The organism is Fretibacterium sp. (assembly GCF_057312375.1).
In genome coordinates this window covers 43,936-65,698 of record NZ_DBHLDX010000004.1, presented here as the reverse complement: position 1 = coordinate 65,698, position 21,763 = coordinate 43,936, and the positions used below count along the sequence as shown (strand labels likewise).

General features: G+C 64.6%; 18 protein-coding genes. 6 read left to right on the top strand and 12 right to left on the bottom strand.

Annotated features, from left to right (window positions below):
• Positions 1-30 precede the first annotated feature (30 nt).
• From ACO41U_RS01625 to ACO41U_RS01615, 3 genes are all read left to right on the top strand, one after another.
• Positions 31-1,560, top strand: coding sequence for a sodium:solute symporter family transporter (locus ACO41U_RS01625; protein ID WP_485941214.1), 1,530 nt, complete (start codon positions 31-33; stop codon positions 1,558-1,560).
• Between the two features lie 50 nt (positions 1,561-1,610).
• Complete coding sequence (locus ACO41U_RS01620; RefSeq protein ID WP_485941213.1) at positions 1,611-2,405, top strand: creatininase family protein; 795 nt, start codon at positions 1,611-1,613, stop codon at positions 2,403-2,405.
• 82 nt (positions 2,406-2,487) lie between these two features.
• Positions 2,488-3,600, top strand: coding sequence for a M20 metallopeptidase family protein (locus ACO41U_RS01615; RefSeq protein ID WP_485941212.1), 1,113 nt, complete (start codon positions 2,488-2,490; stop codon positions 3,598-3,600).
• A 123-nt stretch (positions 3,601-3,723) separates the two neighbouring features.
• On the opposite strand, the gene ACO41U_RS01610 is transcribed toward ACO41U_RS01615, so the two are convergent.
• From ACO41U_RS01610 to ACO41U_RS01595, 4 genes are all read right to left on the bottom strand, one after another.
• Entirely contained in the window at positions 3,724-3,999 is a 276-nt protein-coding gene (locus ACO41U_RS01610; protein ID WP_298779861.1) for a hypothetical protein, read from the bottom strand.
• Positions 4,000-4,043: 44 nt separating this feature from the next.
• The gene (nifU, locus tag ACO41U_RS01605; protein ID WP_485941211.1) at positions 4,044-4,457 is read right to left on the bottom strand and encodes a Fe-S cluster assembly scaffold protein NifU; all 414 of its coding nucleotides are present in this window, start codon (positions 4,455-4,457) and stop codon (positions 4,044-4,046) included.
• Positions 4,458-4,581: 124 nt separating this feature from the next.
• Entirely contained in the window at positions 4,582-5,775 is a 1,194-nt protein-coding gene (gene nifS / locus ACO41U_RS01600; protein WP_298779865.1) for a cysteine desulfurase NifS, read from the bottom strand.
• 110 nt (positions 5,776-5,885) lie between these two features.
• Positions 5,886-6,371 (bottom strand): RrF2 family transcriptional regulator, encoded by a 486-nt coding sequence (locus ACO41U_RS01595; protein ID WP_298779867.1) that lies wholly within the window; start codon positions 6,369-6,371, stop codon positions 5,886-5,888.
• Positions 6,372-6,619: 248 nt separating this feature from the next.
• On the opposite strand from ACO41U_RS01595, the gene ACO41U_RS01590 reads away from it, so the two are divergent.
• The 3 genes from ACO41U_RS01590 (at position 6,620) to msrB (ending at position 10,662) form a co-directional block, all read left to right on the top strand.
• The gene (locus ACO41U_RS01590) at positions 6,620-8,626 is read left to right on the top strand and encodes a urocanate hydratase (RefSeq protein WP_485941210.1); all 2,007 of its coding nucleotides are present in this window, start codon (positions 6,620-6,622) and stop codon (positions 8,624-8,626) included.
• A gap of 163 nt (positions 8,627-8,789) precedes the next feature.
• Entirely contained in the window at positions 8,790-9,497 is a 708-nt protein-coding gene (locus ACO41U_RS01585; RefSeq protein ID WP_485941209.1) for an NAD(P)H-hydrate epimerase, read from the top strand.
• 67 nt (positions 9,498-9,564) lie between these two features.
• Positions 9,565-10,662, top strand: a complete 1,098-nt coding sequence (msrB, locus tag ACO41U_RS01580) for a peptide-methionine (R)-S-oxide reductase MsrB (protein ID WP_485941208.1) — start codon at positions 9,565-9,567, stop codon at positions 10,660-10,662.
• A gap of 51 nt (positions 10,663-10,713) precedes the next feature.
• On the opposite strand, the gene ACO41U_RS01575 is transcribed toward msrB, so the two are convergent.
• The 8 genes from ACO41U_RS01575 to ACO41U_RS01540 form a co-directional block, all read right to left on the bottom strand.
• On the bottom strand, positions 10,714-12,690 hold the full coding sequence (locus ACO41U_RS01575) for a S9 family peptidase (RefSeq protein WP_485941207.1): 1,977 nt from the start codon (positions 12,688-12,690) through the stop codon (positions 10,714-10,716).
• A 236-nt stretch (positions 12,691-12,926) separates the two neighbouring features.
• Complete coding sequence (locus tag ACO41U_RS01570) at positions 12,927-13,490, bottom strand: DUF4276 family protein (protein WP_485941206.1); 564 nt, start codon at positions 13,488-13,490, stop codon at positions 12,927-12,929.
• On the bottom strand, positions 13,487-14,683 hold the full coding sequence (locus ACO41U_RS01565) for an AAA family ATPase (RefSeq protein ID WP_485941205.1): 1,197 nt from the start codon (positions 14,681-14,683) through the stop codon (positions 13,487-13,489). The genes ACO41U_RS01570 and ACO41U_RS01565 overlap by 4 nt, the downstream gene beginning before the upstream one ends.
• Before the next feature lie 385 nt (positions 14,684-15,068).
• A complete protein-coding gene (locus ACO41U_RS01560; RefSeq protein WP_485941204.1) occupies positions 15,069-16,583 on the bottom strand; it encodes an FAD-binding protein in 1,515 nt (504 codons plus the stop codon).
• Positions 16,580-18,586 (bottom strand): TRAP transporter permease, encoded by a 2,007-nt coding sequence (locus ACO41U_RS01555; protein WP_485941203.1) that lies wholly within the window; start codon positions 18,584-18,586, stop codon positions 16,580-16,582. Before ACO41U_RS01555 ends, ACO41U_RS01560 begins: the two co-directional genes overlap by 4 nt.
• A gap of 89 nt (positions 18,587-18,675) precedes the next feature.
• A complete protein-coding gene (locus ACO41U_RS01550; protein ID WP_485941202.1) occupies positions 18,676-19,422 on the bottom strand; it encodes an SDR family NAD(P)-dependent oxidoreductase in 747 nt (248 codons plus the stop codon).
• A gap of 10 nt (positions 19,423-19,432) precedes the next feature.
• Positions 19,433-20,437, bottom strand: coding sequence for a TAXI family TRAP transporter solute-binding subunit (locus ACO41U_RS01545; protein WP_485941201.1), 1,005 nt, complete (start codon positions 20,435-20,437; stop codon positions 19,433-19,435).
• A 214-nt stretch (positions 20,438-20,651) separates the two neighbouring features.
• A complete protein-coding gene (locus tag ACO41U_RS01540; RefSeq protein ID WP_485941200.1) occupies positions 20,652-21,731 on the bottom strand; it encodes a PdxA family dehydrogenase in 1,080 nt (359 codons plus the stop codon).
• Positions 21,732-21,763: the final 32 nt, after the last annotated feature.

Sequence of the window (21,763 nt, the reverse complement as noted above, 5' to 3'; positions counted from 1 at the left end):
TTCCCTTCAGAGCTAAGGAGGATTTTGCAAATGGACGTCAGCACGATGTTGGTGCCTGCCACGGGGACGTTCTTTCTCGTCCTGGGCGGGTATTTCCTGATCATGGCCTTGATCGGCTTCTATTCGGCGCGCGAAACCAACTCGCTGAAGGAGTTCTTCGTCATGGGCGGCAAGGCCGGCGCGATCGTCAGCGGCATCGCCTACTTTGCGACGCAATACAGCATGAGCACGTTTATGGGGGTGCCCGCCGCATGCTACCGGCAGGGATATCCCGGATTGACGGTCTCCGTCCCCGGCCTGGTGTTCAGCATGATCATCCCCGCGCTGGTCGTGGGCAGGAAGCTGATCAAGCTGGGGCACGAGCAGGGGTTCATGACGATGGCGGACTACCTGGGCGACCGCTACGAGTCCAACCTGCTCCGCGGCCTTCAGGCGGTCCTGATGGTGTTCTTCATGGTCCCGATGATGGGGGCGCAGATCATCGGCGCGGGCATCATCTTCAACACGTTCACGGGCTATCCGGAGTGGATCGGCGTCGTCGCGACGGGGCTCATCGTCATCGTCTACTGCATGAGCGGCGGCATCCGTGGCGCCATGCTGACGGACGTCATCCAGGGGCTTCTGATGGTCGTCACGGCGGTCGTGGCGTTCTTCGTGGCTCTCGACATGGGCGGCGGCCTCGAGGCCATCAACGCAAAGCTGTTTGAGCTGAACCCCGCCTACATGGCCCATCCCGGCGCTACGGGCGCCTACCCCTGGCCCGCCCTCGTCTCGATGGTGGTCATGTGGAGCTTCTTCAACATCGGAAGTCCGACGCTGGCGACGAAGTTCTTTACGATGAAGAACTACAAGGTCATGTTTAAGGCGGTCATCCTGGGGACCCTCGGCATGTGGGTGTCCGCCACGCTCATCGAGTGGGTCGGCGTCCTGGGCATCGTCTCGGTCCCCGGCCTCGAAGGGAAGCAGATGGACTTCATCGTGCCTCTGATCCTTCAGAAGGGCGTGTCCCCCGTCTTCGCGTCTCTGATGATCGCGGGGATCATGGCAGCGGGAATGTCCACGATCGACAGCCTGCTGGTCGTGTCCTCGGGCGGCATCTCGAGGGACATCTATCAGAACCTGATGAACCGGAACGCCTCGGACGAGGAGATTCTGAGGCTCTCCCGCGTCGTGACCTGCGTGTTTGGGGTCGTCGCCATCCTGTTCGGAATCTGGCGTCCCAGCGCCATCTTCGACATCATCCTCTTCTCCTTTGGCGGCCTGACGATCTGGGCGACGCCCGTCCTCCTGGGGCTCTACTGGAAGCGCACGACGAGCGTGGGGGCCGTCACGGGCATCCTGACCGGCGTGCTGCTCTACATCCCGCTCTCGGCCTCGCCTCAGATATTGGAGAAGATCGGGTTGGGCAGCCTGGTGGAGATATCCTCGACCCTGAAGGGCTACACCTTTGGCTTCAACGCCCTGATCCCCACGTGGGTCGTGGCGATGGTCGTCACGGTGCTCGTCAGCCTTGTGACGAAGCCGGTTTCCGAGGCGACGCTGAAGCGTCATTTCGGCTGAGGCGACGAATTCGTTTTGAACCTGTCTGTATTGAGAAAGGAAGCGACTTCATGTATTTAGCGTCCTATTCGTGGAAAAAGGCCAGCGAGCTCACGGCGAAGCACGGGGAGGGGATCGTCGCCCTCCTGCCCATCGGCAACCTGGAGGAACACGGCCCCATCGGCCCTCTTGGGACGGACTACATTATCCCGGAATCCATGGCGTCCACGATCGAGGCCAGGTTGCCGGACAAGGTGCTCGTCCTCCCCACGATGCCCTACGGCGTCAGCCCTTCGTTGAAGGCCTTCCCCGGCACGGTGGACATCGGCGAGGAAGCCCTCACGGGCGTTCTCAAGGGCATCGTGGACGCCGTATTGAGCTGTGGCGTGCGCCGCGTGCTGTTCTTCAACGGCCACGGCGGCAACTGGCCCGCCCTCAGCACGGCGGCGCTCTACCTGTACCAGCGAGGAGGCCAGGCGGCCCAGATCGACTGGTGGGTGACCTGCGCGGAGATGAAGGCGGAGTGGAAGTGCGGCCACGGCGGCGGCATCGAGGCCTCCGCGGCCATGGCGGTGAGGCCGGACTGGGTGCATCCCGAAGACTGTTTTGCGAGCGAGGTCGTCCACTTCAGCGACACGCTTCGAAACGTCCACATCCACAACGTCCTCTTCGAGGGCGCTACGGTGAAGATGATCCGAAACGCCAAAGACTCGATCCCGTCGGGCGACGCGGGCTACGACGACAGCCCGAGCCGCGCCAGTCGGGAGACGGGACAGGCCATCGTCGACGCCGTGGTGGACTATACGGTCCGCTTTATCGGGGAGTTCTCGAAGATCGACCTCAGCATCGGCCGCAGGGAGGCGTGAGCCGTCCTCGGGCGGTTTCGCGTATAATAGCGGCGTGCTCCGCCCCCGGGCCGAGACACGCCCCAGGGAGGGATGCGACGAAATGGACGGGAAGAACCTGAAGAAGATTGTGGAGCTGCGCCACGAACTGCACGCGCACCCGGAGCTCGCGATGCACGAGGGCTGGACGAAACGGCGCTTGATGGACTTCATCGGGTCGAACACGACGCTTGCGGTGGTGGACTGCGGCGGGTGGTTCTACGCCTCTCGATACCGTGAGGGGACGCCAGCCGTCGCCTTCCGCGCGGACATGGACGCTCTGCCGATCCCGGAGACCATCCCGCTCCCCCATGCGTCAGAGACCCCGGGCGTCTCGCACAAGTGCGGCCACGACGGGCACAGCGCCGCCCTCTGCGGCCTGGCCCTGGAGCTGGAGGCCATGGAGTGCCCCCGGTCCGTCTACCTGATCTTTCAACAGGCGGAGGAGACCGGACAGGGGGGAGCCGCCGCAGCGGCCCTGTTGCCGGAGCGGCACGTCTCGGAGGTCTACGCCTTCCACAACCGGAGCGGCTATCCGGAGGGCAGCGTCATCCTTCGGAACGGCCTGTGCCAGTGCGCGTCCAGGGGGCTTACCGTCCGCATGACGGGCCGTCGGTCCCACGCCAGCGAGCCGGAGAAGGGAAACAACCCGGCCTTCGCCCTGGCGGCCTTGGTGGCGGAGGTGAGAGCCCTGTTGGCGCGCCCCCACCGGGGGATGGTGCTGGCCACGGTCGTCAACCTGTCGGTGGGCCATCGGGACTTTGGCATCTCGCCAGGCGAAGGCGAAGTGTCCATGACGCTGAGGGCCGACGACGAGGCGGAGATGGAGGCCTTCGAGGCGGAGGTGCGGGGCCGGGCCATCGCTCTGGCTGCGGCGGAGGGCCTGGAGGTGGGGTTCGACATCTCGGACCCCTTCCCCGCGACGGTGAGCGACGCCGGCTGCGTCGCAAAAATCGAGGCGGCGGCCGGACGGCTGAGACGTCCGGTCGTCTGGATGGAGGCCCCCTGGCGTGCGTCGGAGGACTTCGGCCACTACACGAAGCGGTGCCCCGGCGCCATCTTCTACGTCGGGAACGGCGCGGGCTGGCCCGCGCTGCACACGCCGGAGTATGACTTCAACGACCGCATCCTCGAGGCGGCGGTGGACGTGTTCCGCGAGGTCTACCGGGGCGCATAGCCGTCGGCGAAACGCCTTCGTCTTCAAGCCCCTGCGAAAGGACAAAGCAGCGCCCGGCCTTAGGCCAGGCGCTGCTTTGTCCGTGGGGATTGTGTGCCGCTTAAGGAGGCGACGCGAAGCATGCTACAGTTCTTGAAGGTATTGAAAGAAGTCTCGAATGGCCTTGCCGTTGGTCCAGGCGATGTTGACGGAATGGCTGAGCTGCAGCTCCCCGTCGGTGTGGATCAGGGTGTGGCAGACGAAGGCCCTGTCCGTAAATTCGAGGTCGAACTTGAAGCGGACGTTGAAGCTCTCGTCCATGGCCATGTACTTGCCCTCGTCGGACTCGTACAGCGCCAGCCCCTTGTTCAGCATGGTTCGTTCAAGGTACTCAACGATGACGCTCGAGATGTTTTTCATCCGGTACCTCCTTTATCGACGGCGCCGGCGGCCCTCCGAAACGGCTAGTCGCCGTGCTTTTCCATCGGAATGGCCGCCATACCGTGCTTCGTTCGATAGTCGTTCAGCGCGGCGTGAATGGCCTCCTCCGCCAGGACCGAACAGTGCATCTTGACGGGTGGAAGTCCGTCAAGCGCCTCGGCTACGGCCTGATTGGTCATATCCCAGGCTTCGTCGATGGTCTTGCCCTTGATGAGCTCGGTCGCCATGCTCGACGAGGCGATGGCCGACGCGCACCCGAACGTCTTGAACTTTACGTCCTCGATGACGTTCCGATCGTTCACCTTCAGGTAGATCTTCATGATGTCCCCGCACTTGGGGTTCCCCGCCTCACCCACTCCATCCGCGTCCTTGAGCTCGCCCACGTTGCGCGGGTTGGTGAAGTGGTCCATCACCTTCTGACTGTAATCCAGTGCCATGCTATCCCCTCCAAAAAGGGTGTTCTTATTGTACCTCATTCTCTCCGGGAACGAAAGAATCCCCGTAAACGAAAGACACTGAAACGGGGCAGATTTTCCTCTGGTGAAGCGCCCCCGCCTCGGTCTACAGCTCGCCGATTCCCTTGAGGTAGTCCTCCCACAGGGGGGACATCTCGCGGCGCCGGGCCACGATCTTCGGCAGCACGTCCAACACGTAGTCCACGTCCTCGTCCGTCGTTTCCCGGCCAAGCGTCAGGCGTAGGGAGCCGTGGGCCATCTCGTGGGACAGCCCCAGGGCCAGCAGCACGTGGGACGGGTCCAGGGACTCGGAGGAACAGGCACTGCCCGTGGAGGCGTAGATGCCCTTCGCGTCCAGGTCCAGCAGGAGCGTCTCGCCCTCGACGCCGATGAAGCTGAAGTTCGCGTTGTTGGGCAGGCGAAGTTCGCCCCGGGCACCGTTCAGCTTCGCGTGGGGGACCTTCGTCAGGATGCCGTCGATCAGGCGGTCCCGCAGGGCGGAGATGCGGGGCTTGTCCTCAGGAAGCCGGGACTTCATGAGGACAATGGCCGCCCCCAGCCCCACGATGCCCGCGATGTTCTCCGTGCTGGCGCGCCGTCCGTGCTCCTGAGCGCCGCCGTGAATGAAGTTCTCGAGGCGCAGGCCCTTCCTCAGGTAAAAGGCCCCCGTCCCCTTCGGGCCGTACATCTTGTGCGCGGACAGGGAGAGCATGTCGATGTTCAGCGCCCGGACGTCGATGTCCAGCTGGGCCGCCGCCTGTACGGCGTCCGTGTGGAACGGGATGCCGCGCTCGCGGCACAGCTCGCCGATCTCCCCGATGGGCTGGATGGTCCCCACCTCGTTGTTGGCGAACATTACGGAAACGAGGCCCGTCCGGTCCGTCAGGGCGGCCTTCAGGTCCGAAACGCGCACCCGCCCCTCGGAGTCCACGGGCAGGTAGGTGACCTTGAGGCCCTCCACCCTCTCCAGGTAGGCCGCCGTGTGGAGGATGGCGTGGTGTTCGATCTGGGTCGTGATCAGATGGTCCTTGCCCTGGGCGCGCATCCGCTCCATCGTGCCCTTCAACGCCCAGTTGTCCGCCTCGGTGCCGCTGGCGGTGAAATAGACCTCCGACGGGTCCGCGGAGAGCGCGGCCGCCACCTGTCCTCTGGCCTTTTCGATGGCCTCCCGGCTCCCCCTGGAGAGGGAGTAGACGGAGGACGGGTTGCCGTAGACTTCCGTGAAATAGGGCGTCATCGCCTTCAGGACCTGGGGGTCCGTGGGCGTCGTTGCCGCGTGATCCATGTAAACGCTTTTCATAGTACAGAACCTCCCTTCCGCAGGTCCCTTGGTACGTCCCGCGGTCAGTCCTGGTTTTTCGGTCGCTTCCCTCCCGTTGCAAAGGGCGGGAAAACTCCCATCCGACGCGCCTATGGGTGGGCCTCCTGGCGCTTCACCGCGCGCGCTACGGCGGCACGCCGCAGCGGGTCCACCGTCTTCCTTGCCCGGAGCGCCCTGTCCTTTTTGGCGAGGTCCTCCAGGGTCGTGCCGTCCAGGATGCCGTCGATGGAGATTCGTAGCCTGTTCCAGAGGTCGAAGGTCGAGCAGGTGGGGGCGTTCGCACAGCCCTTTTCGCTCTGGCAGGAGCCGAAGAGGATCTCCTCGCCCAGCGCGGCGATGACCTCCGATACCGTGATCTCCTTCGCCGGACGCGCAAGGAGATAGCCGCCCTGAGCCCCTCGCACGCTCTTCAGGATGTTGCTGCGGCGAAGCTTTGCGAAGAGCTGTTCGAGGTAGTTCACCGGAATGTTTTGACGCCGTGCGATATCGCTGACGGAAACCGGAGCGTCCTGCTGCTGAACGCAGAGGTCCGTCAGCGCTCTCAGTCCGTATCGGGTCGTGGTTGACAGCTTCATTGCGTCATCTCCCTTCTTCCGCAAAGCATAGCATATCGTATTAAGCCCATCAAGATTTGAAACGTCATGCGTTTGACGTATTCTGGCGCTTTTGCACGTCCGTTTTTTTGATGACGTGCTATAGTTATAACAACCGAGTAAAAACGCCTGAACCCTTGGAAGCGCTTTGTTAATAGGCTAAAGTGGTCTTTCTGGCCGCTGGGCCGCCGTTCAATCGACCCGATCAAATCGAGAGGAGATGCTTTTGCATGGCTGTGGACGAGAGGGTAACGTTGTCGCTGGACTTCCCCGACGGGCTTCCCGCGCGCCCGGAGTTCGACCCGCAGTACCGCCGCGCGCCGGACCGTGGGTACACCCTGAACGAGAAGGAAACGGTGCTGGCCCTGGCCAACGCGCTGCGCTACATCCCGGAGCGCTTCCATCGGGAGCTTGCGCCGGAGTTCCTGGAGGAGCTGCGCACGCGGGGTCGCATCTACGGCTACCGCTTCCGCCCCGAGGGCAAGCTGTGGGGCAAACCGATCGGCGAGTACCGGGGGCGCTCTGCGGAGGGGCGCGCCTTCCAGGTGATGATCGACAACAATCTGGACTTTGACGTGGCGCTCTACCCCTACGAGCTCGTCACCTACGGCGAGACGGGGCAGGTGTGTCAGAACTGGATGCAGTACCTCCTCATCAAAAGGTACCTGGAAAACCTGACCCAGGACCAGACGCTGGTGGTGGAGTCGGGGCACCCCCTGGGGCTCTTCCGGTCCAGGCCGGAGGCGCCGCGGGTCGTCGTGACCAACGCCCTGATGGTGGGGCTCTTCGACAATCAGGAGGAGTGGCACCGCGCCATGCAGCTCGGCGTGGCGAACTATGGCCAGATGACCGCGGGCGGCTGGATGTACATCGGCCCCCAGGGCATCGTACACGGCACGTTCAACACGGTGCTCAACGCCGGACGAAAGAAATTCGGCAACAAGCCGGACGTGCTGAAGGGACGACTCTTCGTCACGTCGGGCCTGGGTGGCATGAGCGGCGCGCAGCCCAAGGCCGCGGACATCGCGGGCTGCGTTTCCATCACGGCGGAGGTGGACGAGTCCCGCATCCGGACGCGCCACGATCAGGGCTGGGTGCAGGAGGTCTGCCGGACGCCGAAGGAGGCCTTCGACCGGGCTCAGGAGCAGATGAAGAAGGACGACGTCCACTCCATCGCCTTCCACGGCAACATAGTGGACCTGCTTCAGTACGCCGTGGACAAGGGCATCGGCATCGACCTGCTCTCCGATCAGACCAGCTGCCACGCGGCCTACGACGGAGGCTACTGCCCGGCGGGCATCACGTTCGAGGAGCGCACGCGCCTCCTGAAGGAGGACCCGGTGCGGTACCGCGCGCTGGTGGACGAGACCCTGAAGCGCCATTTCCATTTGATCAAGGCGTTGGTGGACCGCGGGACGTACTTCTTCGACTACGGCAACGCCTTCCTGCGCACGGTGTTCGACGCGGGCGTCACCGAGATCGCGAAGAACGGGAAGGACACCTACGACGGCTTCATCTTCCCAAGCTACGTGGAGGACATCATGGGCCCCATGCTGTTCGACTACGGCTACGGGCCCTTCCGTTGGTGCTGCCTGTCCCGTGACCCCGAGGACCTGCGGAGGACGGATCGGGCGGCCATGGACTGCATTGACCCGGACCGCCGTCAGCAGGACAAGGACAACTGGATCTGGATCCGGGACGCGGAGAAGAACGCTCTCGTGGTGGGGACCCAGTGCCGCATCCTGTATCAGGATGCGGAGGGGCGCGTGCGCATCGCGCTGAAGTTCAACGAGATGGTGCGCAACGGGGAGATCGGGCCGGTGATGCTGGGCCGTGACCACCACGACGTGTCGGGGACGGACTCGCCCTTCCGGGAGACGGCCAACATCAAGGACGGCAGCAACGTCATGGCGGATATGGCGGTGCAATGCTTCGCGGGCAACGCGGCGCGTGGCATGAGCCTCGTGGCGCTGCACAACGGCGGCGGTGTGGGCATCGGTCGGGCGATCAACGGCGGCTTCGGCCTGGTGCTGGACGGCTCCTTCCGCGTGGACGACGTCATCCGGAGCGCGATGAGCTGGGACGTCATGGGTGGCGTAGCGCGCCGGGCCTGGGCGCGGAACGAGGCGGCGCTCGAGACGTCGGCCGAGTTCAACAAAAAGCGCACGGGGGAGCACATCACCCTGCCGTACCTGGCGGACATGGACTACCTGACGGACCTCGTGACGAAGCACTAGAGGTCCGTCCGCCGGAACGCCTAAATTGAGGAGGGGTCGGGGTCTGCCCGACCCCTTTTGATATAATAGGCCCGAACGAGGCTGCGGCGCATGGTTTGTGTGGTGGATGCGGCGCAGGACAGGGACCGACGGCCTGGCCCCCTGAGAGGGGGAAAATGACGCGATGATTGTGGAGGGTTTTGGAGTGGAGGAATTGATGGGCGAGGGCCTGGTCCGCGAGGTGGTCTACCGCGGCGTGGGCTCTCCGGAGACGGTCGGGCGCGAGAGGATGCGCCGGATGGAGGAGCGTGCCGCCAAGAAGTTTGGCATCCCCAGCCTCCTCCTTATGGAGAACGCCGCCCTGGCGGTGGTGCGCGAGGTGGAGGACTACAGCGCGTTCGCCGTGGTCTGCGCGCCTGGGGGCAACGGAGGCGACGGCCTGGCCGTGGCTCGGCACCTGTGCCTCCTGGGGCGCGACGTCCGCGTCTACCTGGTCGGCAACCCCGATGGTGGGAGCGCCGACTTCAGGACGAATCTGGAGATCATGAGAAAGATGTCCCCGGAGTCGATCTACGCGCTGACGGAGGCGAGCTTCGAGGACTTCGAGTACGCCCTGAAGGGCTGCGAAACCTGCATTGACGCGATGTTCGGCATCGGCCTGAACCGTCCCGTGGAGGGCCTTCCCCGGCGCGCCATCGAGGCGATGAATCGGTACGCCCTCCACATCGTGTCCGTGGACGTCCCGTCGGGCGTTGACACCGACACGGGGGAGGTCCTGGGCGCGGCGGTGTGCGCGCACAAGACCGTCACCTTCCATCGGATGAAACCCTGCCTCGACCTGGCGCCGCAGTACGCCGGCGACGTCGTCGTGGCCTACGTGGGAATCCCCTGAGCCAGCCGTCCTTCCGGTCGGCCTGCGCGGGGCGTTTCAAACAGCTTTTCGGAGGTGTTGTGTTCTGTTGAGTCGTAAGGGTTTTGCGTTGTTCCTGTTCTGTCTGTCCTGCGCCGCCGTCCTGGCCGCGCGAGGGGCGAACGGAGCGCCTGAAAAGCCGAGAAAAAACGAGGGGGTGGAATCCGTGGAGAGCAGGACGAATGGAGAGAGCGGGGAGGAGCTGAGGCAGCGGATCGGGGACCTGGCCTGGAACGTCACCCAGAACGCCGCGACGGAGATGGCCTTCAGCGGGGAGTACGACCATTTCTTCGAGAAGGGCGTCTACGTGGACGTCGTGAGCGGGAAACCCCTGTTTTCCTCCAAGGACAAGTTCGACTCCGGGTGCGGTTGGCCCGCCTTTTCCAAGAGCATCGCGCCGGAGGCGGTGTCCCTGCGGGGTGACTCGTCCCACGGGATGACTCGCGTCGAGGTTCGGAGCGCGGGCGCCGACTCCCACCTCGGACACGTCTTCGAGGACGGTCCGGCGGAGCGGGGCGGAAAGAGGTTCTGCATCAACTCCGCGGCGCTTCGCTTCATCCCCTTTGACGAGATGGAGGCCGCGGGGCTGGGCCGTCTGAAGCGGGAGCTGTGGCCTGCGGACACGGCGGCGGCGGAGGCCGCGGCGCACGGGAAGGACGTCCGGGTCATCTACCTGGCGGGCGGCTGCTTCTGGGGGATGCAGAAGTTCCTGGACCAGTTCGACGGTGTGGTGGAGACGGAGGTGGGCTACGCCAACGGGAACGGCGTGGAGCCTACCTACCAGCAGGTCAGCAAGGCGAACACGGGGCACGCGGAGACGGTGAAGGTCCTCTACGACGAGGCGAAGCTCCCTCTGCGGCGCCTCCTGGAGCGCTACTTCATGGCGATCGACCCCTTCTCCAGGGACCGCCAGGGCGGGGACTACGGCCGGCAGTACCGGACGGGTATCTACTACACGGACCCCGCGCAGCAGGAGGCCATCCGCGAGGTCTGCGCCGCGGTGGAGGAGAAGGAGGGGAAGACGCTTGCGGTGGAGGTGCTCTCCATCGACAACTTCTCGCGGGCGGAGGAATTCCATCAGAAGTACCTGGACAAGAACCCGGGTGGCTACTGCCACATACCGGAGCGCCTGCTGAAACTGAAGTAAGGCGGATTGAGAAGGGGGGCGGGCGCTTCAGCGCCCGCCCCCCTTAAGCGTTTACACCCTCTCCTTCAGCCACTTCGCGATCTCCTGCAGCCGGGCCAGGCGCGGCTGGGGCCGGCCTGAGCGGGATAGTTCGTGGTTCTCGCCCTTGAAGACGCACATGCGGGACTCCACGCCCCCGCGCTTCAGTGCCGTGAAGAGCTGCAACCCCTGCCCCAAGTCACAGCGGTGATCCTCGTCGGAGTGGATGACGAGCGTCGGCGTCCTCATCCGGTCGGCGTACTTCAGGGGCGAACGGTCCCACAGGGTCTCCACGCTGTCCCCAACGTCCGCTCCGTGCTGGTCCGGGTCGAAGTAGTAGCCGATGTCGGTCATGCCGGTCATGGAGACCCAGTTGCAGATGCTGCGCTGGGTCACTGCGGCGCGGAAGCGGTTGGTGTGCCCGATGATCCAGTTGGTCATGAAGCCTCCGTAACTGCCGCCCGTCACGCCCAGGCGGTCGCCGTCCACGAAGGGCAGGGTTTGAACGGCCCAGTCCACGAAGGCCATCAGGTCCTCGTAGTCAACGGTCCCATACTTGCCCCGGATGTCGTCAAAGCCGCCACCCTTGCCGTCGCTGCCCCGCGGGTTGCAGAAGAGGACGGCGAACCCCTCCGCCGCCCAGCACTGCATCTCGTGGACGAACACGTCGCTGAAGGTCGCCTTGGGGCCGCCGTGTATGTGCAGGATGGCGGGGTACTTCTTCCCCACCTCGAAGCCGATGGGGCGCATGTACCAGCAGTCTAGCCCATCGGGCGTCCCGTTCTCCAGCCGGATGTACTCCGGGACGCTCAGGTCCGTCCCCTCGAGGGCCGCCGTGTTCAGGTCCGTCAGGCGCCGCTCCGCGCCGTCCTCGATCAGGTAGAGCTCCTGCAGGGACAAGCCCTCCAGGCCCACGACGACCGCGCGGCCGCCCTTCACGTCGAAGTCGTCCACGCTGCGGAGCATCCGCGTAACCTGCACGACCGCGCCCTGCGCGTCCACGGTCGAGAGTCGGGAGCGCCAGCCCTCGGTGGAAACGAACCACGCCTTGTCCCCGTCCACGACGAAGCTCTCCCCGATGGGGCCGATGCCGTACCGGCAGTCGCAGATGATGGAGTTGTGCAGGCTGCGGTCCCATTCCGGGGTCAGGCAGCGGGGGGCGGCGCCCTCCTGCGCCATGAAGAACCGCTTGTTCTCGTTGAGGCCGTGGCGCTTCATGTCCGTGCCCGCCAGCAGGACCTCCCCCTCGAAGAACGCGGCGCAGCCCCACGTGTACTGCCCCTGCGGCAGGCGCTCCTTCAGGGTCTTCGAGCTCAGGTCGATCTCCCAGACCCCCGTGGTCAGCGGCATGACGTCCTCGTACTCCGCACCGGTGAGGAGTACGCGCGTTCCGTCCGGCGACAGGCGCACCTGCCGGACGTCCATCGTCTCCGGGGTCAGGTCCTCCAGCGCAGAGCCCTCCAGGGTGAGGAGCGAGAGGCGGGACCTCTGCTGGGCCGTGAAGCCCTTGCCGTTGGAGTTGAAGGGGATCTGCTGAAAGACCATGTAGTCCGCGTCCTCGAAGCGCTCGCCCTTGCGGGGGTCCGTGGTCTTCAGGAGGAGCCTGCCGTCCCCCAGGTCCCACAGGGCCGTGACCGTGCGCGGCAGGGCGGCCAGGAAGCGGGCCTCGCCTCCGGCGACGTTCATGCGGTAGAGGCGGGAGTCCTTGGGCGCGTCCGGGGCAGGTTCGGGCTCTCCGGGCTGAGGGCTGCGGCCGCTGACGAAGATCAGGTCCCGCCCGTCTCGCGACCAGCAGAAGGCCCGCTCCATCCCGGAGAAGGTCAGCTGGGAGGTGTGGGCGGACGTCAGGTCGCAGAGCCAGAGGCAGGAGAGGTAGCGGTTGCCCTCAAGGTCCCCCTGGTGTACGGCGAAAGCCGCCTTGGCCCCGTTCGGCGAGATGCGCGGCGAGGAGATGAAGCGGTACTTCATGAGGTCGTGAAACTGAACGCGATTGAGCTCGTTTTTCTCCATAGTGTCGTCTCCCTCATCGTGCGCCCGGTCCTGCGGACGCTTTCTTTTTATCCTGCATCCCTACATCAAAAAGACGGCCCGCATCGCCTCGTTCGCCGTCCGTCATCCCCCGGCGGGACGCTCGTGATTATTATACCGTTTCGGAGGGGCCGGATGCGGAGGGACCAGGCGCTCATTCGGCGCGTCGCGTCGGAGTTTCAAGCCGCGACCCTGCGGCGTGTGCCCTATGGACCGGATCAACGGGAAAGCATCCGTCCGATCCCTTGAACCAGGGCGTTGAAGCTGGTCGAACGATTGCTTCCGTCCACTCTTAGGCAGGGAGCTATCCTCTCCGAGCCACTCAGTTTCTGATAGCTTTGTTTCGTCAGCATCCTGAGCTCCTGACATGCGTTGGACAGAGCATCCGGCGTCCTGTATTTTTTTTGTTCCTGGCGGTGTGTCAGGCCGGACAGGCCAAGCCCTTCTTCGACGGCGCGCAGGTCGCCAAGGTAGAAGCTCTCAAGCTCGTGACAGGCTATCCTGATGAGGGTGCGATCCTCCTTCCCCGTCTTCCTGACGAGTTCTTGCAGGTTTTGTTTGACGGCGAGGCAATCTCCCGCATCCTGATCCCTCAGGACGAGGAACCACGAGTCGGGCTTTCTCCACAGCCGAATTCTCCTCACCAGCTGCTTTTCCAAATCCTGTTTGCCCTCGAAGGGGATGTAAACGGCCTCGCAGTCCTCCGGGATGAGGTGCGGTAGAATGCCCCGAAGCATCGCTTCTGCCGAGCGCTCCTCCAAGAGGCAGACCAGAGTGCTCATCGGGGATCCGCCTTGCCGAAGAGCCCCTGTTTCCAGAGGTATCCCATCTGGTCCCCATCCTTCATATAGTCCACGATCTGGGGGTCGTCGCTGGCGCGTCGGATGTCGGTGAACCCGGCCTCGTTCTTCTCCAGCCAGAAGACCTCGTCCACCTCGATGGCATTCAGGAAGTCCGGGGAATGCGTGGACACGAATACCTGCCCTCCCCTCAGGGCGTATTCGCGAAACTCCTCCGCAAGTGCGGGCAGGAGTTTGGGGTAAAGCTGATTCTCCGGCTCCTCGACGCATAAAAAGGGATGCGGCTGGGGATCGTGCAGCAGGACGAGGTAGGCAAACATCTTGATGGTCCCATCGGAGACGAACTTATCGATAAAGGGGTCCTCGAAGGTGTCGTTCCTGAACTTCAGCAGCAGCCTTCCGTCGAGCGTGTCCTCGGTCTCGATGTCGCACACGCCCGGGACCCGCTCCCGCATCTTACGGAGGATGCGTTGAAAGACCTCCGGGTGGGAATCATGAAGGTTTTTTGCGACCTGTTGGAGGTTGTCTCCCGTGACCGAGAGGTGATCGGCATCTCCAACCGCCTCCTTGACGCCTCGAGCCATACTGACGTGAAAATCTGAAACGTGCCAGTTTTCTATCAGCTGACGCAGTTCATTGGCTGCCTTGAACTTTTGGAACTGTCCCAACCCCTTGATGGCGAGGACATCCCGCTGTCCCAGGTCCTGCCTCTCCTTCGTCAGCTCCTCGTCCGTCTTGTCGAAATCCTCCTCGTTCGTGACCGCTTCCCCGACGCCGCTGGAGAAGTCCAGGAAGTGGAAGGGCGACCCATGAGCCCCCCTTTTGTAGCGCAGAATCTCGCGCACGATGCACGGCGACTTCCCCTCAAGCCCGATCTCCAGGCTGTACGTCACCAGGCGCTCCCTTCCCGTGATCGGCATACGATACTGCATCTCGATGGAAAGGTTCTCCCCGTCGGCTCCACGTGAAACCACCTCATGAAATCCGCCCCGGGTCCGGAGGGCTCGGGTAACGTTGAACGTCAGGCAATCCCGGAGGAAGCCGAACACGTCAAAAAGGGTGCTCTTTCCGGAGCCATTTGCCCCAACCACTACGCAAAACCGCGGGACGTTTGACATCTCCGCGTTCTTGTAGGTCTTGAAGTTTCGCAGGCAAATCTTCTCGATCTTGATCATCGTATTCCCCCAGTGTCCTTCGTTCGGGACCTTGAAGCTCCAGCGTTGACCCGTTGACGAAGGAAGGTGTCCTTTCCGTTTAGTCGAGTATACTACGAAGTGACCGGCGGCGCTGGCCCGCAGGCTTGACTCTCCCCGACGGGGGTGCCTGCGATGATTCTTGCCGGAGGGCGGGGGCGGAAACGCGAAGGGAGGAAAAGCTTGATGAGCGTCCTGCTGGGGGTGCTGGTCCCCGGCGGGACGCTCGTGATTATTATACCGTTTCGACGGGAATAGGATGTGGACGGAGCAGACGCTCATTCGGCGCGTCGCGTCGGAGTTTCAGGCCGCGATCCCGCGGCACAGGCGACGTCGGGCTGCCGTCTGTGTCGCAGGGTCGCCTCTCTCAAAGGGTGAACTCCCGCTGAAACGCCGGATCGGTCTCCGGAAAGTCCAGGCGGTTGTGGGTCCCGCGGCTCTCCTTGCGGTTCAGCGCCGCTTCGGTGATCATCAGGATGGCCAGCGCGGACTGGCGCGTCAGGTCGTCCCGTGCCGTCGCCGGCTCGTCCAGGATGGCCTTCACGGCGGAGCGGGCCGCCTCCAGGTCGGGGCCGTTCCGGTAGATTCCCAGGGCGTGGGCGGCGATGCCTCGCAGCTTCGGCAGGACCTTCCCGCGCAGGGTTGCGTCCTGAGTGCATCGCACAGGGTGAGGGGAGATCGCGCGGTCCAGGCCGCCGTCTTTTGCGATGCCCTCCGCGCAGAGGAGCCCCGAGAGCACGGCCTGGCTCGCGGCGTTTCCGGCGCAGCGGCAGGCGCCGTGCAGCCCGCCGCAGGCCTCGCCCACGGCGTAGAGCCCCTGGACGTCGGAGCGATAGTCGGCGTCGACCCGAATGCCTCCGGAGAAGCTGTGGGCCATGGGCCCTACCTCCAACAACTGTCGGTTGGGGTCGCAGCCGTTCTTCATGAGGCGGTCGTAGAACCAGGGATAGGATTGCAAAACCGCGCGGTCGATGTGGCGCAGGTCCAGAAAGACGCCGCCCCTGGGACTGCCCTTGCCGCTTTGGACCTGCTTCCAGGCCTCGCGGTTGATGAGGGACTTGGGCGCGCCGCCCTCTCCCTGGGGCCGGACGGACAGAAGGAAGCGCTCGCCCCGGGAGTTCAGAAGGTGCCCGCCCTCCCCCAGCATGGCGGTGGGGGCCGGCTCGCCCACCGTGCCCGGCGGGTCCATCATGACCATGGGCTCAAACTCCAGAAACTCCATGTCGATCATCGCGGCTCCGGCCTCTTTGGCCATTCCCAGGGTGTTGCCCTGGACGTCGCCCGGATAGGTGGTGGGGCCAAGAAGGCCGCCCACGCCGCCCCAGGCTGCGACCGTCGCCGGGGCATAGACGTTGTGTGGTTCGCCGTCCTGCAGGACCGTGAACCCCTCGATGCGCCCGTCCCGCGTCAGGAGACCCGTCACCGGACACCTGCGATGGACCTCGATGCCCGCCGCCTCGAGGCGCGGCAGCATGGCTTCCAGGATCTCGGCCCCGATGAGCCGGGTGGTCTGGCAGAGGGAGCGGGGGTGCGTGTGACCGGAGACGTGGCGGCGCTTGAGCGTCCCGTCCTCGTTGCGGGCGAAGGTCACGCCCCAGCGGCACAGGAGCTCGTAGCCGTCCGCCGTCCGGCTCGTCATCCGACGTACCGTTTCCCGATCGGCGATGTCGTAACCCGCGTGCAGCATGTCCGTGCAGTACAGCTCCGGGGTGTCGCCGTAGGGGTTGTCCGGCAGGACGAAGTTGATGGCCGCGATGAAGGGCGTCCCGCCGAAGCCGTTTGCGTAGAGGGCGATGTCGCGCACGCCCAGCTCGTGGAGGCGGGCTGCTGTGGCGAGGGCGGCCAGTCCGCTGCCCGCGATGGCCACGCTGTGCCGGCTCATTCGGAAGTCCCCCCTTCCGTGAGGGCGCGCTTCCGCTTCAGGGAGTTGACGGCCAGGACCGCGATGCCCAAAACGGCGCCCACGACGGAGCTGACGTACTCCGGGGCGATCAGGCACAGGGTTGCCACGAACAGCAGCGCGCGCTCGATGACGTTCAGCTCGCCCTTGAAGTAACCGGCCACGACGACGGCCAGGAAGAAGGTTCCGGCTCCCAACTGAAGCGTCGAGACGGCGATCTCCGCCACGGAGCCCTGAAGCAGGATGGCGGGGTTGTACACGAACACGAAGGGGACCATGAAGCCGACCATCGCGAAGGTGAAGCCCTTCATGCCCGTCTTCATGGCGTTGGCCTCTGCGATGCCCGCTGCGGTGTAAGACGCCACGCAGACGGGCGGGGTGATCTGAGCCATGATGCCGTAGTAGAACACGAACATGTTGGCGCAGAGCCTGGCGACGGGGCCGCTCATGCCGCTGGCCAGCAGGATGGGCTGGATGCAGGGCACGAACAGGATGGCGCCCACCAGGTAGGCGGCTACGGTGGGCAGCGCCATGCCCAGGATCATGCAGCCGATCATGGCGATGCTCAGGGCGAGGAACAGGTTGCTGGTCCCCAGGGCGCTGATCAGGTTGGAGAGGTTGGTGGCCAGGGAGGTCTGCCCCGTGACGACGTTGATGATGATCCCGCACGCCGCCGTTGGGATGGCGATGCTGGCGGCCTGACGCGCGCCGTCCATGCAGCAGGCGGCGAGACCTCTGAGGTTGATGCAGTCGTCCCGGTTGAAGAAGCGGTTGAGGACGTTGCAGACGATGCAGGCGAAGATGCCGACCATGCCGGACCGCATCAGCGAGGCGCCGCGGATGATCCAGACCACCAGCAGGATGGCCGGGATCAGCAGGTAGAGGCGGGGCAGGATGGCCCGCTTTATCTGGATGGTCGCGTCCACGTTGGCGTTGAGGTGGGAGGTGCGCCTGGCGGCGAGGCGGTCCACCAGGACGAACACCGCGAAGTAGTAGGCCAGCGCGGGGATGATAGCCGACGCCGCGACGCTCATGTAGTTGATCCCCAGCATCTCGGCCATGATGAAGGCGCCGACGCCCATGATGGGCGGCATGATCTGCCCGCCGGTGGAGGCCACGGCCTCGACGGCTCCGGCCTCCTCCGGGGCGTAGCCGATCTTCTTCATCATGGGGATGGTCATGACCCCCGTGGTGGCGACGTTGGCCACGGCGGAGCCGGAGATCATGCCCATGAGGCCTGAGGAGAGCACCGCGGCCTTGGCCGGACCCCCTGCGGATTTGTTGGACACGTTCATCCCCATGTCGATCAGGAGCTGGCCGCCGCCGATGGTGGAGAAGAACGCTCCGAACACGATGAAGTAGAACAACGTGCTGGCGCTCGTGTAGAGGGGCGTGCCGAACACGCCGCTCTCCGTCATGGTCATGCCCGCGGTGAACTGGTTCAGGAACTTGAGAAAGCTCTTCGGCTTCGTGTAGAGGATGCCGGGCAGGTGGGGGGACGTCCAGGCGTAGAGGATGAAGACGGCGATGAAGGCGGCCAGAGTCATCCCAAGCGTCCTGTACACCGCCACGAGGAGCAGCCCCACGGTGACGATCATGCAGGCGTAGTCGATGCCGTAGACGGGGGAGATGCTGACCACGTAGTCGGTCAGGCGGGCGTTCTGGGTCAGGACGTACCACAGGAGGTAGGCGATCCCCGCGAAGGCCGGGAGGTCCAGCCAGTTGGTCCATGCGTAGCGGTTGAGCTCCGTCGGGTCCGGCGCGTGGCCCTGGGATTCCGCGGCCTTCCGCACCTTTTTGCGATGGTTGTGGTCCGCGGGGAAGTAGATGAAGACCAACGTCAGGGCAAACACCAGGTGCAGCGGGCTCTGCAGCATGGGGGGAAACTGTTTCACGAGGGCGATGTAGAGCTGGAACGCGAAGAACGCCGTGGTGACGACGACGGCGGCAACGGTCCGCGGGGCGATCTTCTTCTCGGTATTCAAGTCGCTCACTTCCTTACTTGTAAGGATTTTAATAATGGGGAGCCGGGGCGATCCCGGCTCCCCGCACTGCGCCGGCATGGGGCGCAGGGTCAGTTCATGTACTTACCGCCGTTGACGTTGATGGATTCGCCAACGATGAACGTGGACATGTCCGACGCCAGAAAGACGGTCGCGTTCGCGACGTCCGCCCCACAGCCCAGCCGTCGGACGGGGATGGACTTCAGGACCTCCTCACGGTACTCCGGGGCCCACTGCCTCGTCATGTCCGTCTCGATGGGACCGGGGCAGATCGCGTTGACGCGGATTCCGAAGGGAGCCAGGTCCCACGCCAGCTTCTGCGTCAGGGAGTTGATTCCGGCCTTGGAGACGCCATAGGGAAGGGCGGCGTTCGGGTGTGCCGTCTTTCCGGCGGAGGAGGACAGGTTGATGATGCAGCCGCTGCGCTGCCTCAGCATGTGAGGCACCACGCACTTGCACGTGCAGAAGGCGCCCGTCAGGTTCGTTCGCAGCACGCGCTCCCACTCCTCAAGGGATAGGTCCGCGAAGGGGGTTCGGCTGTTGACGCCCGCGTTGTTCACCAGGACGTCGATCCGGCCGAAGGCGTCCAGGCAGGCCGCCGTCAGGCGCTCCGCAGTGGAGTAGTCGCCGATGTCGCCTGCCGCGCACTCACAGCGAACACCCGTTGCGCGGATGCGGTCCCGCAGGTCGGATTGTTCTCGCGTGCCGTGGATCACCACGTCGGCGCCGTTCTCCGCGAAGGCGAGGGCGATGTCCCTGCCGATGCCGCGGGACGAGCCCGTGACGATCGCGGCCTTCCCCTTCAGGAGGCTTTGCATGGCGCCGGGGCTATTCGTCCACCTGGACGCCGATCTCCTTGTAGTATCGGATCGCGCCGGGGTGCAGGGGGGCGCCGTTGAGCTCTTTTTTGGCGGCGGTCTTGAGGTCGAACCAGCCCAGAGAGGCGACGAACTTGGCCATCTCGTCCTTGTTCTCGCAGATGGCCTTGGTCAGCGCGTAGGCGAGCTCCTCGTCCATCGCCGCGGGGACCAGGACGTTCTGCTGTGACCCCATGGTCTTGATGTCCCTGTCCTGCTTGTTCCAGGTGCCGGCCGGCATGACGATGGGGGCGTAGCCCATCTTCTGCATGTTGGCGAGCGTCGCGTCGGAGAGCTGGACGAAGAACATGTCGTGGGTGAGGGCGATCTCGGTGGTGGTGGCCTGTCCTGCGTCGATGTGGTCGATGGTCATCTCGTACAGGTCGTCCTGAAGGCCGCTCTTGATGGCGTCGGTGCCGGTCTTTTCCCATTTGGCAAAGGAGTTGAACTCCTCGACGGAGATGCCGCAGGCCTCGATGACGCGCTCAGCCGTCAGCTCCCCAAGGGACCCGTTCTTCTTCGTGACGATCTTGACGGGGTGCTTTTTCGCGATGAGCTCCTCCAGGGTCGTGATGCCCGTCTCGTCCACGAACTTCTTCGTGAACATGACGTTCGTGAAGGTGTGCCCAAGGCCCCCGCCGATGCTGCGGACGTCCTTGCAGCCGCCGAACTGATACTGATCGGGCGTGCGCTCGTAGCTCCAGAGGGAGGGGCCGGCGTTGGAGACGATCAGGTCGCAGTCCTCGTTCTGGATCAGCATGGGGGCGCCCACGCCGCCGGGGGAGTTGGTGGTGAGGTCGATGGTCGAGCCCTGGGGCAGGCCCTTCACCAGCACCGACTGGATGGCGGCCGCCACCGAGTAGGCTCCGGTCCCCACCTCCTGGGCCGCAAAGGTCAGGTTGACGGGCTGCGTCAACTCGGCCGACGCAGCGGCGGCAAACGCGAGGATCAACGACAACGCAAGGATCTTCTTCATGGTTCTTCCTCCTTCAAAAAGTAAGACGTTTTTTGCTGCACGCCGCCTCAGTCGGCGGCGAAAATCCGGACCAAACCTTCAGGCCTCCTGCGGGGGTTACAGGAAGGGTGGTTCCATCCCCTCAGGACAAAGGGCCTGAGTGAGTACGAATTTCATGCCAGGTCCCTCGATTCCGTGTGATCGGGCTGCGCCGCAGGGGCGCTGCCTCTGTGTCTCACCGCTTCCCCCGGTGCTCCGCCAGCCGGATGCCGTAGTCCATCGCGTTGACCAGGCTCAGGGCGTTGGCGCCGCCGCTGCCGGCGTGGCCGTACCCCGTGCCGTGGTCCACGCTGGCGCGGATGATCGGCAGGCCGAGCGTCACGTTGACCCCCGCCACAGCCTCCCAGCGCTTTTCGGCCTTGTTGTAGACGAACCCCTTCACCTTCAGGGGGATGTGCCCCTGGTCGTGGTACATGGCCACCACGATGTCGTACCAGCCTCCGATGGCCTTGCTGAAGATCGTGTCGGGCGGCGTGGGCTTGCGGTCGGGGACGTTGATCCCCTGAGCCAGCGCCGTGTCGATGGCCGGCTGAATCTCCTGAATGTCCTCCGTGCCGAACATGCCGTTCTCGCCGCAGTGGGGGTTCAGGCCCGCCACGCCGACCTTCGGGTCCCGGATGCCCAGGGCCAGACAGGCGTCGTTTGCAATTCGGATGCAGTCCAGCACCCGGTCCTTCTTCACCCGGTCACAGGCCTCACGGAGGGAAACGTGGGTGGAAACGTGGACGACGCGCAGGTTCTCGTGGGCCAGCATCATGGTGTACTTCTGCGTGTGCGTGTAGTCGGCGTAGATCTCCGTGTGCCCCGAATAGTGATGCCCCGCCAGGTTGATGGCCTCCTTGCTGAGGGCGTTCGTGATCGTGGCGTCCACCGTGCCCGCCATGGCCATCTGAATGACCCTCACCACGTACTGAAACGCGGCCTCGCCGCCCAGCTTCGTGACCCCCAGCCCAAAGGGTTTCGGGGCCGCCGGGTCGCCGGGGATGTCGGAGGCTTTCACGAGGCCCAGGTCGAGGACGTCAATGACGCCGGGGGTGAAGGCGGCCTCGCTAACGGCCTTGATGGGGTGGACCTCCAGGTCCGCTCCGGAGAGCGTCCGGGCCGCCGCCGCGGCGTACCGGATGCTGGATGCGTCGCCCACCACGAGGGGGCGGCAGCGATCGTAGACCGCCGCGTCGGCCAGGGCCTTGACGGTGATCTCCGGCCCGTTGCCGAAGGGGTCCCCCATGGTGATGCCGAGGATGGGTTTGTCCATGGAACATGCCTCCTTAAAAAGACAGTGCGGGG